Annotated in this window: 16 protein-coding genes; 5 read left to right on the top strand and 11 right to left on the bottom strand. The window is 54.8% G+C overall.

Annotation, left to right across the window (positions count from 1 at the left end):
- Positions 1 to 119: 119 nt before the first annotated feature.
- Both psrA and VNZ60_RS05665 read left to right on the top strand, forming a co-directional pair.
- The gene (gene psrA / locus VNZ60_RS05670; RefSeq protein ID WP_325657453.1) at positions 120 to 1,223 is read left to right on the top strand and encodes an iron-containing alcohol dehydrogenase PsrA; all 1,104 of its coding nucleotides are present in this window, start codon (positions 120 to 122) and stop codon (positions 1,221 to 1,223) included.
- Between the two features lie 510 nt (positions 1,224 to 1,733).
- A complete protein-coding gene (locus VNZ60_RS05665) occupies positions 1,734 to 3,080 on the top strand; it encodes an undecaprenyl-phosphate glucose phosphotransferase (RefSeq protein WP_325657452.1) in 1,347 nt (448 codons plus the stop codon).
- A gap of 86 nt (positions 3,081 to 3,166) precedes the next feature.
- On the opposite strand, the gene VNZ60_RS05660 is transcribed toward VNZ60_RS05665, so the two are convergent.
- The 9 genes from VNZ60_RS05660 to VNZ60_RS05620 are packed head-to-tail and all read right to left on the bottom strand — an operon-like array spanning position 3,167 to position 13,145.
- The gene (locus tag VNZ60_RS05660) at positions 3,167 to 4,483 is read right to left on the bottom strand and encodes a hypothetical protein (protein WP_325657451.1); all 1,317 of its coding nucleotides are present in this window, start codon (positions 4,481 to 4,483) and stop codon (positions 3,167 to 3,169) included.
- The gene (locus VNZ60_RS05655; protein WP_325657450.1) at positions 4,444 to 5,592 is read right to left on the bottom strand and encodes a glycosyltransferase; all 1,149 of its coding nucleotides are present in this window, start codon (positions 5,590 to 5,592) and stop codon (positions 4,444 to 4,446) included. Before VNZ60_RS05655 ends, VNZ60_RS05660 begins: the two co-directional genes overlap by 40 nt.
- Positions 5,593 to 6,645 carry a hypothetical protein gene (locus tag VNZ60_RS05650; RefSeq protein ID WP_325657449.1) on the bottom strand — a complete coding sequence of 351 codons (1,053 nt, stop codon included), beginning with the start codon at positions 6,643 to 6,645 and terminating at the stop codon, positions 5,593 to 5,595.
- Positions 6,646 to 6,653: 8 nt separating this feature from the next.
- On the bottom strand, positions 6,654 to 7,871 hold the full coding sequence (locus VNZ60_RS05645) for a polysaccharide pyruvyl transferase family protein (RefSeq protein WP_325657448.1): 1,218 nt from the start codon (positions 7,869 to 7,871) through the stop codon (positions 6,654 to 6,656).
- A complete protein-coding gene (locus tag VNZ60_RS05640) occupies positions 7,868 to 9,070 on the bottom strand; it encodes a hypothetical protein (protein WP_325657447.1) in 1,203 nt (400 codons plus the stop codon). The genes VNZ60_RS05645 and VNZ60_RS05640 overlap by 4 nt, the downstream gene beginning before the upstream one ends.
- A gap of 13 nt (positions 9,071 to 9,083) precedes the next feature.
- Positions 9,084 to 11,345 carry a polysaccharide biosynthesis tyrosine autokinase gene (locus VNZ60_RS05635; protein WP_325657446.1) on the bottom strand — a complete coding sequence of 754 codons (2,262 nt, stop codon included), beginning with the start codon at positions 11,343 to 11,345 and terminating at the stop codon, positions 9,084 to 9,086.
- Positions 11,346 to 11,352: 7 nt separating this feature from the next.
- On the bottom strand, positions 11,353 to 11,808 hold the full coding sequence (locus VNZ60_RS05630) for a low molecular weight protein-tyrosine-phosphatase (RefSeq protein WP_325657445.1): 456 nt from the start codon (positions 11,806 to 11,808) through the stop codon (positions 11,353 to 11,355).
- Positions 11,805 to 12,968, bottom strand: coding sequence for a polysaccharide biosynthesis/export family protein (locus VNZ60_RS05625; protein WP_325657444.1), 1,164 nt, complete (start codon positions 12,966 to 12,968; stop codon positions 11,805 to 11,807). Before VNZ60_RS05625 ends, VNZ60_RS05630 begins: the two co-directional genes overlap by 4 nt.
- Complete coding sequence (locus VNZ60_RS05620) at positions 12,969 to 13,145, bottom strand: hypothetical protein (RefSeq protein WP_325657443.1); 177 nt, start codon at positions 13,143 to 13,145, stop codon at positions 12,969 to 12,971.
- A gap of 45 nt (positions 13,146 to 13,190) precedes the next feature.
- Between VNZ60_RS05620 and VNZ60_RS05615 the strand changes: the two genes are divergently transcribed.
- The 3 genes from VNZ60_RS05615 to VNZ60_RS05605 all read left to right on the top strand — a co-directional run bounded on the left by VNZ60_RS05615 (position 13,191) and on the right by VNZ60_RS05605 (position 16,476).
- Entirely contained in the window at positions 13,191 to 13,829 is a 639-nt protein-coding gene (locus VNZ60_RS05615; protein ID WP_325657442.1) for a helix-turn-helix domain-containing protein, read from the top strand.
- A gap of 36 nt (positions 13,830 to 13,865) precedes the next feature.
- Positions 13,866 to 14,522, top strand: a complete 657-nt coding sequence (locus tag VNZ60_RS05610) for a phosphatase PAP2 family protein (RefSeq protein ID WP_325657441.1) — start codon at positions 13,866 to 13,868, stop codon at positions 14,520 to 14,522.
- A gap of 208 nt (positions 14,523 to 14,730) precedes the next feature.
- On the top strand, positions 14,731 to 16,476 hold the full coding sequence (locus tag VNZ60_RS05605; RefSeq protein WP_325657440.1) for a hypothetical protein: 1,746 nt from the start codon (positions 14,731 to 14,733) through the stop codon (positions 16,474 to 16,476).
- A gap of 73 nt (positions 16,477 to 16,549) precedes the next feature.
- Here the strand turns inward: VNZ60_RS05605 and VNZ60_RS05600 are convergent, their stop codons facing one another.
- Both VNZ60_RS05600 and VNZ60_RS05595 read right to left on the bottom strand, forming a co-directional pair.
- Positions 16,550 to 16,975 carry an Hpt domain-containing protein gene (locus tag VNZ60_RS05600; RefSeq protein ID WP_325657439.1) on the bottom strand — a complete coding sequence of 142 codons (426 nt, stop codon included), beginning with the start codon at positions 16,973 to 16,975 and terminating at the stop codon, positions 16,550 to 16,552.
- 7 nt (positions 16,976 to 16,982) lie between these two features.
- Positions 16,983 to 17,354: a response regulator gene (locus tag VNZ60_RS05595; RefSeq protein WP_325657438.1), complete on the bottom strand. Its 372-nt coding sequence runs from the start codon at positions 17,352 to 17,354 to the stop codon at positions 16,983 to 16,985.
- Positions 17,355 to 17,370: the final 16 nt, after the last annotated feature.

The raw sequence follows: 17,370 nt of genomic DNA, 5'->3' as shown, positions 1-17,370 counted from the left end.
ATTTTCTGTCGCTGGCCGTGGACGCCGTCTTTGACGGTGGATTGCAAGTTCGCGTATTTGGCAGCAAGTAGTAGCAACCCGTAGCAACCCGCAGCAATCCCCAGAAAAAAGGAAACGTGATGGCGCAACGATTTCATAACCCCGTAGCTATTCATTACGGTCCGGCGAGCCTGCAGGAACTGCCTAAGTTGCTTGGCGACGCGAAAGTGGTTTTGGTCACCTTCCCCGAAGCACGCTCGCTCGGCCTGTTATCAAAAATGCAGCAGATGCTAGGCCAGCGGCTGGCTTATGTCATCGACAATGTCCAGCCCAATCCCGACGTCTCAGGATTAAGTTCGATGTATGAACATTTCTGGCAACAGGAACATGCATGCGACACTCTGGTGGCGCTGGGCGGCGGCAGCGTCATCGATACCGCCAAGGCTCTGATGGTCGGCACCGCCAGCGGCAGTTTCCAGGAACTGCTGGCGCTGTTGTCCGCCGGCCAGCCCTTCATCCCGGCCAAGAGCAAGACCCTGATCGCGATCCCTACCACTGCAGGAACCGGCAGCGAAGTCACGCCGTGGGCTACTATCTGGGACGCCGGCCAACAGAAGAAATATTCCTTGCATCTGGATTGCACCTGGCCCAAGACGGCGATCATCGATCCCGACCTGATGCTGAGCGTGCCTCGGGCGGTTACCATTTCCACCGGCCTGGACGCTTTGTCGCACGCGCTGGAGTCGATCTGGAACGTCAACGCCAATCCGATTTCGGACACCTACGCGATATCGGCCATCGAAGATATCCTGGCTTGCCTGCCGGCGCTAGCGGCAGACCTGGAAAACCGTAGTTTGCGCTCGACCATGGCGCTGGCGGCGCTCAAGGCCGGCCTGGCGTTTTCCAATACCAAGACCGCGCTGGCGCATTCCATTTCCTACGAGATGACCTTGCGTCATGGCCTACCGCATGGCATCGCCTGTTCGTTCACTCTGCCTATGGTGCTGCGTTTGGCATGGGGTGCGGATCAGGAGCGGGATGCTGTACTGCAGCGCGTGTTTGGCGCCTCGCCGGAAGCGGCGGAACAGTGCCTGCGGCACTTCCTGCACCAGCTCGGCGTTGGCAGCAATTTCTCCGACTACGGCGTGACAGCTGAAGAGGCGCAGCAGATGATGCACCGCGCCACGCAAGGTGCGCGCGGGAAAAATTTTATCGGCAAAAGCGATACGCTTGCCTATCCGTGAAGCCGCCTGCTCTCATTAAAACCTAAGCTTTTTGCAAAGCTGGTGGCCTGGCCGCAATGGCTAGGCCGAGGAAATCCCACCCGTTCGAATTGCAACGAGCTCCCTGCCCCCATCGCTACCTGAAACCGCCTTTCCAATCGCGCGCTTACCCACAGCTGTCATCTGCAACAACTCACCACTGCTGCTCCGTCTTCGTCCTCAGGTCAGAGGAATCTTTAAAAAAATATCAAAATAACAAATTATCACTAAATTTCTGCAAACATTTTAATTAAAATGTTTACGTTGAATAAACTGATTTCAATGATTAAAATGATTCATGAGGGCAATTTGTTGCATGACGACAATTGCAAAAATCACTTTGAATGATTGCTGATTCAAAGTTTGAAAGGCGGGCGTAAGCCTTCATCCGCTTTTTGACAGTCCAATGGATAGACACTCATGTCACGCTCAACACACTTGACTTTTCTCCAGTATGTTTTGGGACAGGAGCTCCCAAGGCGGATCGCAGATATGGCGATTCTGGCTATCGCGGCCGAGACCGTTGCCTATCTCCATTTCCACATGGCCCTATCGCAAGCGGCGCCGGTCCACACGGTGCTGCTATATTTTTGCTGTGCACTGGCGTTTTTACTGTTTGCCCAGCTCAATCTCTACACAGCCTGGCCCGAACTGCCCGCTGCGGCCATGTTCATGCGGCTTGCCGTATCCTGGGCGCTGGTGCTGATCCTGGGAATTTTACTCAGCCGCATGGTACACGGCATCGGCAAGCTCTCGCACCATTGGCTGCTTTACTGGTACATGACAAGCATGCTGCTGCTGTTGCTGTACCGTGCCTTCTCCTACGTCACTCTAGTGAGGTTGCGCAAACTCCACCTCGGCAGCAAGCGGGTGGTGATCGTCGGCTATGGCCAGGCCGGGCAGGAAATCCATCGCCGCGCCTTGCGCCAGCCGTGGATAGGCTATGACGTCAAGGCCATAGTGGCCAATGCCGACGAAGCCGGCATTCTGCGTGACGCCGATATCACGCGGATCGAACAGCTCAATCAGATCCCTGACTATGTACTCGCCAATCAGATCGATGAAATCTGGATCACGCTGCCGATGACCGCAGCCGCTCAGCTAAGGCCCTTGCAAATCTACCTGCGCAACTCGCTGGTAGATATCCGCTGGGTGCCTGATACCAAGGCGATCCAGATGATCAGCAGCAGGATGAGCAATTTCCTCGGCACCCCAACCTTCGATCTGAATCGTCCTGCCAGCAGCGGCGCCAGCGGCATTGCCAAGCACTTTCTGGACAAATTATTCGCGCTGGCGGCGCTGATGGCATTGAGTCCGCTGTTCCTGCTGCTGGCGGCGTGCATCAAGATGTCTTCGCCCGGACCGGTATTTTTCAAACAGGTCCGGCTAGGATTAAACGGCAGGAAATTCATGATTTACAAGTTCCGCTCCATGCAACTGCATCAGGAACACGGCAAGGTCACGCAAGCCACCCAGGACGATCCGCGTGTCACAAGAATAGGAAAATTCATGCGCCACTTTAGCTTGGATGAGCTGCCGCAATTCATCAATGTCTTGCTGGGCGACATGTCAGTGATTGGACCAAGGCCGCATGCGCTGCAACATAATCAGATGTATGAAGAACTTCTGGATTTGTATATGGTGCGCCATCGGGTCAAGCCCGGCATCACTGGCTGGGCGCAAATCCACGGCTATCGCGGCGAAACCGACACACTTGAAAAAATGGAAAAGCGGGTTCAGTTCGATATGCACTACATACAGAACTGGTCTTTCCTGATGGATTTCCGGATCCTGGTCTGGACTGCCTTCAAAGGCTGGACCGGCAAGACTGCTTATTGAGATGAACCGAGCATGGAGCCGAGACTCCCAATACAGGGAGCCTGGCAGGCGGCGCATCCACTGCCCTTCCTTCTGTCGATCTCCGGCTAGAAATAGAGCGTTACCGCGACTGGCACCGAACCGGCACTCACCTCGATGGTTTCGCCGTTTCCCGGACAAGGCGTATCGCTCTGCTGCGGGTGAAACTGACTGATGACGCAGCGTTTGGCGCCATTCCTTTGGATGCTGAACGGCCTGCCTTTACGCGATGCAGAAGTCCATAACATGTAGACGGTCCGCCTTTCCTTGACGCCAGCCTGGCTAGTCAAGGTCAGCTGATACGCCGATCCGTCCTTGTTGCTGGCAACTAGCTGAGTATGTTCCAGCTTGCTCAGTAAATAGCTGAGCGCCAGCAGCGCTTGCTTCGGTCTGTCGTCGTTATCGACAAGGCCGTAGTTGTGCTCGATCGCCGTCGGATCGGTTCCTGAATCTTTCCACTCGTAGATATTCAATAGCGGGATATTGGCGAATGCCGCCGACAAATACTCTCTCAGAATAAGTTCCGCCTGCACGTCCTGATCGCGGGTGGCGGTAAAGCTTGAATACCCCCATTCCGATGCAATCATCGGCAATTCGGCGCGTCCGTGTTGTTGCATCAGGCTGCGCGTCTGCTGCGCATCGTCGATGACCGTCTCGGGAATGTTTCGATAAGGATGTACAGAAACGCCGTCGAGACAGTTCTCCAGCGACGCCGCTAGCAGCTGGTTGCCGATGGAATCAGGAGTCAGATTCGGCATTTTGCTGAAACCGAAGCCAAATAGCTTTTTTCGCGATAAGCCCTGCTGTTGCCCGTCACCCTTCAGAGCTGCGCAAATTGTCTGTATCGATGGCAGCAATCCGGATTGCAACAGCCCCGGCCTCAAGAAAGTAGGATCGTCCGGCTCATTCCATAATTCCCATAAAATATCTGGATCTGCATATTGCCGCAGGGTGTCCAGCGCAAAGGCGGCAAATTTATCTGCGGATTCACGCGGAGTCCTGACCATGCGCGATTCCAGTTTTTGTCCGCCCCAGACATCGACCCCGCCAAACAACGTGACGATGGGTTTAAGTTGCGCGTTATGGATCTGGGTCAGAAGCGCCGAATAATCCGGCATGCTTTTCGTGACCGCCGCAATAGGCGGGCGTATACCAAATCGCAGGTACTCGAAGCCCGCCTTCTTGATCCTTTTCAAATCATCATTCGACAACGCGGAAGGTTTGACCTGGACGCCGATGGCGACCGGATAAATGGAGTGAATGCCGTATTTTTCCCAGCCGCTGGCAGGTGCGGCCAGCAATAGACTACAGAGAAAAACAGGGGAAACATAAGCCATACGCGATTTCATCGTTTGTCTTTCTGCATAAGAAAATGTTGTCGCCACGTTGGCTGGTTAATTAATTGTCGCAGATGGGAAAATAATTTCTGATAACCCGCAATGAACTGCACCGGCGAAAAGCGTTCCACATAGGCAGCACGCGCCGCCAATGCATAGCGCTTGAGGGTATCGTGGTTGAGATTTTCCAGTTTCTCCGCCAGGTCGCTGGCGGTGCAATTGAATATAAGGCCGTTCACCGCGTGCTCGACGATATCGGGCAACGCCCCGCGATTGCTGGCAATCACCGGCACATAGCTGCGAAAAGCTTCCAATGCCGCCAAGCCGAATCCCTCTGTGCGTGACGGCATTACCAGCACGTTGGCGCGGTCGTAATACGTATCGATATGAGCTTGGTCGATCCAGCCGTAATAACGTACATTCCAGGCATCCAGTTTTTCAAGCGCCAGATTGGCCAGCACCGGAGCACCGACTATGTGGTACACATATTCCGGTCTGGTTTTTTGCAAAATGCGAATTGCCTCCAACAGGATGTCGTAGCCCTTTTCCCGGTCCAGACGGCCGACAAACAAGATATGTAAATGGCCGTCGTCCCGGCTTTGCGGACGCGGCGCATCCTTGCGATCCAGCACGCTGCTTTGGATCAAAGTACAGTTGCGGGAAAAGCCGGATCTGCGGTTTTTATCATATTCATAACGCGAAATCTCTACCACCGAGTCTGGAACGTAGGACATACCCGTTTCGACCAGCCGGGTAAGCAGCGTCACCAGTTTGCTGCGGTCACGGAAGCTGGCCCAGCCGTGTGCGCAATACATCGTTTTTGTCTTGCGTCCAAGCCACGGCCTGGCCAGGCACAGCGCTACCCCGGCGAAAGTGCTGTGCGCGAAGACAATATCGGGGGACTGCAAGCGTACTTGATGAACGATAGCTAGCGCGAGTTTGAGAGTCCCAAAGCCTGCACGCGAATAAGCATGAAAATGCTTGCGGCCGGCATTCAGCTGATCGGCTTGCGCGGCAGGAATCAAATACGAGAAATGGCAATTGAAATCAGCGCTCAGGCGCTCCAGCGTATCGAGATAAGTGGCGATTCCCCCTTTGATGGTCTCTGCTACGTTCAACACATTGAGCGGACGATTTTTATGCTGATTGTTATCCATTCATGCCTCCCGTGAAAAATAAACCGGCCTGGCAGCCGGAAATCTGCGCGCAAGCTCCTCCTGCGCAGGCTGTAGATAGTCAATGCCGAACACGCAGAAGGCATAGGCTGTCAAATGGCGAAAAAAAGATCCGAGATCCGGTTCAAAGAAAGTCTGAACGGCAAAATTGGCTAGCAGCAGCAAGAACAATGGATGTTGGTAGTTGCGCCGCCTGAAAAGAACGAAGGTCAGATACCACAAGGTAAAGGACAGGATCAGCTCTTGCGCACGCAGTGAAAAGACCGGCGCGAAATAAAAGCGTATCGTCGCAAAACCGACATTCGGCAGAGCCGTCAGTACGCCGTTGGGCGTCAGGATATTCGTGAAGACGGTCTTGGCGTCCGCCATCCCTTCCCTGTTTTCATTGACGATATCGCGCGCCTGCTGCAACTGATTCCAGAAGTCACCCGGCAGCGCCAGGCACGCAGCGAGGATGCCGAGCACAATTACCGCGCGCAGTTTGCCATGGCTGCTGGCCACCATATGCAGCGCCAGCAGGATGCCGGCAATCAGCACGTAGTAGATGCGGAACTGCCATGCGTACAGCAAATAAATGGCTACCGTCAATCCGATTTTGCTATGGTTCGACAGGCGCCAGCTGCAGATAAGGCACACCGCCAGATTCAGGAGAATGACGACGACTTCTTTGGACAGCTTGAGGTTGAACAATGCGAACGACGCCATCAGGACGCAGGCAAACACAAGATCGACAAAACGGAAAGAGCGTTTGCTGACAAAGATCATCACCAGCCCGGTGGCGCTCACCAATAACAGTTGCGACCCGGCCTGGCCGAGAAAAGAGAAAATCACGGCCATGCTGACAAAGGAGTTTTGCTCTGCCAGATGAAGATCCGTATATTGGATCAAATCGAGAATCGTTCTTTCATCGGTAAAAAAATAGGCGGGAAGAAAAACTCGCTGATATAAATAGACCAACGCACCCAGCAACAGCATCAGCGCGCCGCTGATCAGCCTGATTTCGGCCGCAATGCGCTTGTCGAAAAGTTTTTTCATCGTCGTTGTTATGCCGTCGCCGTGGCCGCAGCGCTTGCGTCTGCCGGCAAGACCACCGCAGAAGAAGGACTGGATGCGTTGAGCAAGGCAGCAATTTCCGATGTAAGTTGCTGCGTCAATTCCGGTTTTTTTGTTGTAGCCCGGCTGCGGCGCGCATGATCAAGCAAGCTGAGCGTGCGCCGGACATCCGGTATCGGCGCCGGAATGAAAAAGCGGTCGCGGCCGGTCTGCTTGAAAAAAGACTTGATCTTGCTGTCCCAGCTCAAGCCGATGCTGGGAATGTCGAGCGCGTAGGCGACGATATTGGCATGCAGCCTGTGAGCGACGATGCAATCGCAATTGGCGATGTTGGCGACCAATTGCGCCGGCAGGTCGGGCCGCGGCAGGCTAAGCACTGTATTGGGATCAAGATCGGTTGCCAGCGTTTCTTTAAATGTCTCGTCGTCCCCGGAACCGTTGGTAAACAGCAGAACCCGATACCCCATCTCAACCGCTTGCCGCGCCAGCTGCTGGAAATACAGGCCGATCCGCTGCGCATAATCCGCCCCCTCCGAACCAAGCTGATTCAGCTCCAACGGGCTTGAAATGCAGATTCCCAAAACTTCCCCTGGAGTGCGTACCGGCAAAGATCTTGCATAGGTTTGCTTTGAATAGATGCCAGGATCCGGTGTGACTCGCACTACCAGTTTAGCGGCCAGGATCTGTTGCAGATTGTGAGCGGAAGCGCTGTCACGCGTGCTGATCTGCACGGGCGCCAGATTGGCCAGCGTCCGGCGCAGCAATCCTGTGCCGGCGCCGGACATGGTGGTGGCAACGCCAACCCCCAGAATCGCAACCTTGCCGGATTTTCCAGCGGCCTTGATGGTTTTCGATAGCAGGAACAACTTGATCGGAAAATTCAGATTCACGTCCAGGAACAGCTGCCCGCCGCCGATCACAATCAGGTCCGCATCGGCCAGTTGCCCCAGCCACTTGCGACGCCAGCGCAAAAAATATTGTATGCTGAAGTAAGCGCAAACCAGATAGGGACGCGACCACTTCGGCACCTTGCTGATCAAGGTTTTCCTGGAGACACCGGGCGCCTCATAATCGTCCCGGCCGGCGATATCGAGCGCGCTGACCTGCGCATTCGGCATATGTTCCAGCATTAGCTGCCGGATGTTTTCATAAATAATTCCATCGCCCAGGTTTGGGCTAAAAGGAACAGCAGCAATCACTATTTTCATAAAACACTCACCGTTAAGCTTTTGCGAATCTGGTAAAACATGATCACGGAGGCCAGGCAAAGGCCGAAGATGGTGGGAATGAAGAAGGTGCTGACGGATGCCGCCGGACGGGCAAGGAATACCAGAATGAAACAAAGGAATCCGCCGGTTACGGCCCAGCTCGCGCAGTGCGTCAATCTGAGCGCCTTCAATACGGTGCGCGTGCCCTGAATCGCAGCCAGAATCACCGGCAGCAAAATATAGTCGTGCATGTTCAGGCCGCTGTATTTGGCGCCGAACAGCAATCCGACCAGGAACTGCCCCCAGATCCATAAGACCAGGCTGTACAACAGGCTGGAGGCCAGGGTGGCCGCGATCAGAATGCGCGCCATCGATGAAAATTCTGCCGCCTTTTCATCGAACATCCGCGCCAGCCTCGGCAGGCCGAAATTCGAGATCGCAATGTTCAAATACTGTGCCGGCAGCACCAGCATCAATACCACCCGGAAATTGGCCGCCAACTCCGCCTGCTGCCGCGACATGTAGTAGATCACCAGGCCATTGGTCATCACCCAGATCAGGATCTGGCTGAGGGAATTATTGAGGCCAAAACTCAGCCAGGCATTGTTTGCAATCGGCGTCTCATTTGGCTGACGACTCTTTTCTTTAGCCAGGCCAGCGATAAGTGCGCTCGCCAGCAGCATTGGCAGACCCAGCGCGGCGAGCAGCTCGCTCAACTCATAGGGACTGTTCTTCGGAATCAGCGCAATTGCCGCCGATACGCCGGCCAGTTGCGCCAGCGCAGGAATCACCGATTTAAGGCTTTTATTTTCCAGAATGGCAATCGAGCGGACCGTCCAGTACGCCACAAAACCCATGAGCGAAAGAACCAAGGCGTAACCGAAATACGGCGGTGTATCGAGAATTCGCCATACCAGATAAAGCAGCACCGGCACACTGACCAGCGCCAGCGGCACATGCAATTTCACCAGCAACTTGCGGTCGATCGCATAGTCCGCCTTGGCAAACACCAGCAATGGCTCCATGACCGTGCAGCCATGCACGATATTCAACAGGATCACAGCCGAGTAGATGACAGAAAACGTGGCAAAATCCTCCACGCTCAGATAGCGCGCCAGCAAAGCCTGTGTAGAAAAAAAAGAAAAAGTGAAAACGGCTTGCTCAAATACGATGTGCAATAGCGCTTTGGTTTTTTTCATGGCGAGGGCAAGCTCAAGAGATGAGGTCTTGCGGTTTATAGGAGTAAGCGGCGTACCGATACCGCCCTGACCTGGCGCCATAGCCATACCTGCGCGTGTCGTGCCTGATGCCGTTGAATATCGCTCCCTTGGCCCGTATCCCGTTCTGCGCCAGGCGCTTGACGCATTCGATAATTTCCCCGATTTTGCTCACCTCAGCCTTCGCCACCAGGAACACGGTGCCGGCCATTGCCGCCAGAATGCCGGCGTCCGAGGCTGCCAGCACCGGCGCTGTGTCGATCAGCACGATGTCGTATTGCGCGGAGAAATCTTGCAGCAATTCCGAGGTGCGCCCGGCCAGGAACAGCTCGGCCGGATTAGGCGGCAACCTGCCTGTGGAAATGAAATCGAGATTCGGCAGTATGGATTTCTGCAGTGCTTCAGCCGGCGTTGCGGCGCCCGCAATCATTTCAGACAAGCCCTTGCCACGCGCTGATCCGAAGTACTGATTGAGATGGCCGCGGCGCAGATCGGCGTCAATCAGCAGCACGCGTTTTCCCGAAGCAGCAATCAGTGCCGACAGATTGGCGGCGATGAACGACTTGCCAACCCCAGGGGCGGGGCCGGTCAGCAACACGATATTGTTATGCGCTTCCAGCATGGCAAAGCGCAGGGCCGTGCGTAAGCTGCGCAAGCTTTCGACCGCAGTATCGTGCTGCTGGAACACCGCCAGCACGGCCGGTTCCTTGGCTTTCCTTCTGATTTTCTTGTTCAACTCCTCTTGCGCATTGCTCAAGGGAACGGTGGCATACACGCTCAAACCTGCAAAGCGCTCGATATCGTTTGGGTTACTGATGCCGCCGTAGAGAGTCTCACGTACAACGGCCGCCACTATCCCCGCGAACAGGCCGAATATTGCGGCAATTGGCAGCACCAATATCTTTTTCGGCCTGACCGGGATTTCCGGAACTGCAGCAACGTCGACCACCCGGACATTGCCGACCTTGCCCGCCTGGACCAGTTTCAATTGCTGAATATTGTTCAGCAACTCTGTATATAGAGTGGTGTTCACCGTCACATCGCGCATCAGACGCAACAGCTCTTGCTCGCTATTCGGCAGTTTTTTTATCTGCCCGGAGACTTTTCCCTGATCACTTTGAAGCGCGGCGATCTGGCGGTCGAGCGCCAGGATCGATGGATGCGAATCGGCAAAGCGGGTAACCAGGTCCTTGCGCTTCTGCCTCAGTTCGAATATCTGGGTTTCGGCCGTCACTGCATGCTGCAGGACTATCTTGGCTTCCTCGCCGATATCGATGCTGCCGGCCCGTTCACGCAGCGCGTTGTAAAGATTCTCAGCCCGATCCAACTCCTGTTTCAGCTGTGGCAGCTGGCCATCAAGGAAGTCCAGTGATTTGGTCGCCTCGGCGGATTTTCGCTCGACGTTTTGACGTACATATTGACGGCCGATCTCATTCAATGTTTCACTGATCAGCAACGGCTCCGCCCCCAACAGTTCTGCGCCGATCACACCGGATTGCTTGCCCTTTTCTGCGATACTCAGCAGCTCTTGCAAATCCTGGATGGTCTTCAGTCTTGAGTTGCGCGCCAGATCGAAAACGATGCCCGGATTAGCTTGCAGCTGAACGACGTGCAGTTCTATCACGCCATCGGCGAGATGAAAAATTTCCGTCCGCCCCACCGTACCTTCAAATACCTGGTCGAACTTGGAACTCGACAAAACGTAACGGCCTTTGCCTAGCGTCTTCAGCTTGAACGATTCGCCTTCCAGGAGTAGCGGCACATTGAAAACATCGACATCGATTTTTTCACTGCCCCAGGCGTAGCCGCCGATACCGAACAATCCCGGGTTGGAAAGATCCTTGTTTGCGCGCGCGATGACAGCGCCTATCAGCGGGAAATATTTTGGCCGCTGATCGATGAAAAGGTGCAGATTGTCGACCGACCTGGATACCACCAGGCGCGAACCCAGAATTTCGATTTCAGCCGGCGCGGTCGATTTAAGGTCGAACATCGACGACATGTCGGCCAGTACATTGCTGGCGGCAGCACTGGGCGAGTTGTCTTCCACCTGCACCAGAATATCGGCTTTGTAGATTGGCGTCCCTAAAAAAGCATATAACGCACCAATCACGATGCATGCGAGAGTAACCAGGCAGATCAGGCGGCGATTATCCAACAAGACATCGAGAATCGCAGCCAGACTGATCTCGTCTTCCTTGTCGGGCAAGTGCGGCGAGCGTGCTGAATGTGGCTGAGGCGGGTTAAGTTGGGTCATGGACAGGTCAATGTTCTGCTGATGATTGATTGATCGCTTCGATGCGACTTACCCAGTCGGCCACCCCCTGCTCGATCAGCCGCAGACAATCCTCGAACTGCTCGCGGCTGCGCCGATACGGATCGAACACGTCGAACTGGCCGTACTGACCCAGTCGATACAACTTGCCGCGCGTGGTCGGGTACTGTTCTTCAATAATCTGTTTTTGCTGGGCATCCATCACCAGGATCAAATCGGCGCTTTCACACAACCATGCCTGCAGTTGCTGCGCCCGGTGCGCGCTGATATCGATATCGCGTTGCTGCATCAACGCGATCGAATGCGGCGCAGCAGGCTGGCCGATCAAGGCATTGATGCCTGCCGAGCGCAACTCGACAGCGGGCAATTTTTGCGCAAGCAGCGCTGCCGCCATCGGACTGCGGCAGATATTGCCGATGCAAACGATAAGGATGGACTTGATCAATTTTTCTTATCCACCGCATTACGCGAGTTGACCGCTGTGGTGGAACTGCCGACCAATTGCGTCACCACGCGGTTGAAGCGCACCAGGCCAGGGGCGTCGACATACACCACATCCTTGGCCTGGAGCGCGAAATTTTCTGCCAGCGCCATGCCAACCGGCGATTTGCTATCCAAATGAAACACTGTCGGCATGCCGCCGTCAGCGGCAGCCCGCACTACGTAAATCGCGCTCGGATCGCTGGTATTGGCGTCAACGCCACCAGCGCCGCTCAAGGCGTCGCTCAGACTCAGGCGGCCATTGCTGCGCAGCGGCTGCGATCCCGGCCTCAGAACCTCTCCCGCCACCGATATCTGGTTCTCCTCCAGCGGCGCGACCCGGATCACGTCGTCGTCCAGCAGCACAATCGTGGATGGACTGATATTCCGCTCGATCATCGCCGGTACGCTAAGCTGATAATTTTTGGCCCCGCGCACCAGCGTAATCCGGCTTGAGTCGCCGCTGGAGGGGATGCCGCCGGCCTGGTTGAGTGCTTCAGACAAGGTCATCGGCACATCGGTGATCGGCTTGACGCCGGCCGCACGGACTTCGCCGTCGACATAGATTTTCTGGCTGCGGTAGCCAATCACGCGTAAAGTGATTTGAGGATCGCGGATATATTTGGACAGCATTTCGCGCAACTTCTTTTGCGCTTCGCCCTCGGTCAACCCGCCTGCCTGGAACTGTCCTATATAGGGAAACTGAACCTCGCCCTCGTTACTGATCACGTAACCCGGCAAGGTCTGCGAAGTCATGCCGCTGCTCGACAGGTTGCCGGTTGCGCCGAGGGTATAGGTCAGATTGGGAACCACCAGTTCGGGGTGGTCCCAGACGATGATGGACAAGACGTCGGCCGGCCCCATGCGATACGGTTGCGGCTTGCCGATCAGCCCCCGGTAATTGTCGGTACGCAGCTTTTCCCGTGCGTGCTCGGCATTTTCCTGCTGTATCAATTTAAGCGTGATCGGTGTGATGACCGGGATGGAAGCGGGATCACTGGGATCCAACGGTGAATTTGAATCGAATTTCATGCCCGGCGCAAATGCGCAACCGGCCAGGGCCAGAGAGAGAATCAGGGAGAAAGTCCGAGAGAAAGTCAGCAGTAATATTTTTTTCAATTTCATTCACGCCGTTCCAGTTTGACTAGCAATAGCCCGTCCAAGCGAGGCAATTGCAAAGTAAGCATGTAATTTCAAAACAAAAATATAACGTAAATGCCGATAAAATTGAATTAATAACGTTTTTTGTGATTTTATAGTATTTTGATTTGAATAACCAGAAATTCTGTTGATCCATGACATTTCATAATTTGCTAAAATACTTAACCAACTTTCTCCAATCTCCCGATGACAGCAGTGAAACTCAATCAAAGCGATGTCACCACGCAAGAGGCAGCCCGCCTGCTCGGCATTTCCGTTACTTCGGTTCAGCAATTGGTGGAACGCGGGGTTCTGGTTGCCTGGAAAACACAAGGTGGGCATCGCCGCATTCCGCGTGAAGCGATAGATGCGCTCAAAGCTGAACGCAGCGATCTACTGGTGGAAAAAGTCAAAGGCTCGCTTTCCTCGAACTTGAGCGCATTGATCGTTGAAGACAATCAACTGCAACGGATGATCTACGAGAAGGAGATTTCTTCCTGGAATATCCCGATCGAACTCCGTTTCTGTGAAAACGGCTATCAGGCACTGATAGAAATCGCGCGACGCAAGCACGACATCCTGTTGCTCGACATCGTGATGGATGGGATAGACGGCTATGAGATAGTCAAGGCGGTGCTAGCCAACCCTGAGCTCAGGCATATCGAGATTGCGGTTCTCACTACGCTCGACAAAGACGATCTGGACGCCCGCGGTGGCTTGCCGGATGAGGTGCTGTTCTTTCAAAAGCCTATTGTCTTTGAAGAACTGCGAGGCTTCTTGCGCGGCTGCGCCGCACGCAAGGCGCGCCAATCTCGTTTGGCGGCCCCGGCAGCTGCATCCGAATAAACAGCAGCAACGCGATCTGCGCCTATCGCTCTGCTTTTGTCGCAAGAAACCCGTATTGTCATCAACGTTCAGGCGCTTAGTCCTATGTTTTCATGGATGCAAATCACCCAAATCGGTGGCAGCACTATCTTGCTGCCGGCCGCTGCCGCGATCGCGGCGTGGCTTTCTGCCGGCCAGGCCTGGCGCCTGGCGTGGTATTGGTGCCTGCTGTTCGCTGGCGGCCTGCTGCTGGTTGCAGCGTCGAAAATCGCCTATGTCGGCTGGGGCATCGGCATAGAAGCAGTTGACTTCACCGGTTTCAGCGGCCATGCGATGCGAGCCGCTGCCATTATCCCGCCGTTTTTCTATATCCTCCTGCAACAAAACACGCTCGCAGTGCGCCTCTCCACAGCCCTGCTCGGCATGTCTTTTGCCGCACTGATCGCCATGTCTCGCGTGCTTTTGCATTTCCATTCGATTTCAGAAGCGCTCAGCGGATGGATATTGGGAACAGCTGTTTGCCTCTGCTTTCTCTGGCTTGCAGAACAAATGCCAAAGCCGGAGTTGAACCGCGCCCTCGTCGTCGGCAGCTTCGCGACTCTGCTGGCAGCATCGTTTGCCAAGCCCATCCCAACTGAACCCCTGATCGAGAGCGCGGCGGCTTTGCTGTCGGGCCATACCAGGCAGACGACGAACGATCGTCAGGCAAAATAGATTTCATCGCCAGGCAAAAGACTTAATACGTATTTTTCTCAACTTACGTTGCATGCCTGAGCGTCACACACGTCCCCCACCCGTCAATTCTGACAGCTATTTACATTCCCCTTGATGATGTAATTTATACGATCGACGTCCTTGAACAGCTTCAATTGATATTTGGGAATTTGTCCGGCACGGACAATCAACTTAAAGGAATTCCAAAATGTTCGAGAAGAAATTGGCTCTACTGTCGGTTGCCGTCGCTTCGATTTTGACCGCCTGCGGAGGTAGTGACGGCACATCGACAGCCGTCACACCCACAACACCGGCAGTCACCGAGACAGCCGCAGGGAAGGCGGTTGACGGCTATTTGAGCGGCGCGTCGGCTCTTTGCGACACCAACAACAACGGTGTGGCTGATGCCGGGGAAACAGCTGTCACGACCGACGCTCAAGGCAATTTCACCTTTGCACCCGCATGCTCGAGCACGATTGTGGTGAACGGCGGCAGCAGTATCGACACCGGCTTGCCGTTCAAAGGCACTCTGAAAGCCCAGGCCGGCAGCACTGTTGCAACGCCATTGACCAGTTTGATGGTGAATGGCGGCATGACCGCTGCCCAGATTACCAGCGCCTTGGGCCTGCCTGCCGGTACAGATATCCGCATGACAGATCCGATGAGCAATGCCGACCTTCATAAAAAGACCCTGGCCATGCAGCAAATCATCCAGCAAGTCACGGATACGCTTGGCGCTTTGGCGCAAGACTCCAGTCCCGCTACTGTCCAGGCAATTTACAGCCAGGTGGCCAAGGCAGTTACGACCACGCTGGTAGCCGACCCGACGGCAAAGCTGATTGGCGGCGACAACAGCGTAAATGCTTCATTGGTGTCGGGTATGGTGCAACAGTCGGTGACAAACATAGCGGCCGCGAGCGACACCTCATTGACTGCCGCCAAGGCCGGCCTGGGCGGTTTTAGTGCAAGCAGCGTGGCGGTGCTGATCTCAGGCGCCGTTGCGGGCCAGGCACAGGCGTTGACTAAAGCCGGCGACACTGACTTGCTAAGCCTGACCCAGTCGCTGCAAGCAGATCCTACGATTGCAAACGCGGCATCCGGGGTGGCGGTCTTGCTGACTACCGCCGTCGCCGGCAAAGTGGATTTGACGACATTGGGAACCGCTCTGACGGTATTGAGTGACAGCGACAGCAGCAACGATGCAGCAGCAAGTGCTGCCATGTCATCGGCTATAGCCGCGCAAGCGCAGCTAGCTGGCGTCTCGGCCCCGGCAGTTGCCATCGGTAGCTGGTCACAACCTACGAACTTCCTCGCAATCCAGAATGACCGCATCGAATTTAACGGCAATCCTTATACGCTGAAGCAGTTCTCCAGCGGCGTGGTCCTGCCGGCCAAACCGGCGTCGACCGATACCGTCAGCTTTACGTATAAGGTGATCGGCAGCCCCATTCCCAGGAATGCCGGCGGCGTCATGACAAGTAATGTCAGCCTGGGAGTTGAGTTGGCGGACACCGGCAACAGCGGACTGGTACTGCAAGTCATCGTGGATCAGGCAGATCTGTCGCTGGACGGCAATAAGCAGTTGTCCGTTGCGATACCGGCAGGAGCCAAGATGTATGTGTCCGCCAAAACCAGTGGCGGCACTGGCGCCAATTTGACGCTTACCAAAATCTCAGACATTCAATTCATCGAGGTCGTGGATAACAAGTTGACGGTCAACACGGGCATTGTATTGAAACACATGCTCAGCCAGCTTCAGGGGCAATCAAGCGCGCTGCTTTCCAATCTCAAAAATCTCAGCGGTACATTCAACACGAAATTTGTTGTGTCTAACCTGAATATCAGGAGCGAGACCGACAAAACCGCGGTAAAGGGCTTGTCTGTTTCGATCGCAGGATCCGGCCAGCCGGCGGTGAACGGCCTTGGCGTGCTGGGCATTCTCACAATTCCATGAATATCCGATTGAAGGGCTAGCTTTAGTGGCTGGCGGTGCGGCCGTGTCACACCAGACAGACGACGAATAGTCGTCAGGCAAAATGGGGGGCGTCGCCAGACAAAGACTTAAGGGAAGCGCTCGGCTCTGCGATGCGATCAAGGAAACAGCGCACCTCATCAAAGGTCAGCATTATTTCGGTATGCAACTCCAGAAACCTGGCATGGGTACACACCAGTTTTTGGCGATTAAACTCAGCGTCGATACTATCTAATATCTGGGTGGCGGAATGCGCGCCGGCGATGAGCAACGTCCCTTTAAGCGCATGACATTCGCGGGTCGCGGCTGCGACTTCGCCCGCCCGTACGGCAGCTTCCAGCCGGGTAAATTGCTCGCCCCCCACCTGCAGAAACAATCCGCACAGCTTCGCAAGAATGACGTTGTCGTTGTAGGAGTGCCTTAAAAACATCTCCGCGCTGAAATGGCTGCAGGGTCGGGATTGCATGATCGGCCTGTTCATCTTTTCATCAGGATGAGCGGACAGGATCCAAGGCCGCAAGAATTTGCGCCCGGCTAGCCGGTTTCACTACAATTGCATCGAAGCCTGCAGCCATGATCGACGACAATTCCTCTGCCATCGCAAATGCGGTATATGCCACCATGCGCGGAATGGCTGCATTGCCGCCATTCTTGATCAGGCGGCAAAATTCCTTGCCGTTCATGTCCCCCATGCCGACATCGCTCAACACGACATCCACTCTGTTTTTCTCAAGATAGTGCAAAGCTTCGGATGCGCCGGTAAACACCTGGACCGAATGTCCGGCCCTGCTTAATATGATCGAAGCAAGATTGCTGTTGAGCGGATTGTCGTCCACTACTACGATATTTTTACTATGCATCTTGATCTCCCTCTAA

The organism is Collimonas sp. (assembly GCF_035566375.1).
Taxonomy (GTDB): domain Bacteria; phylum Pseudomonadota; class Gammaproteobacteria; order Burkholderiales; family Burkholderiaceae_D; genus Collimonas.
The sequence above is the reverse complement of the archived record's forward strand: the minus strand, read 5'-3'. Positions and strand labels throughout refer to the sequence as shown.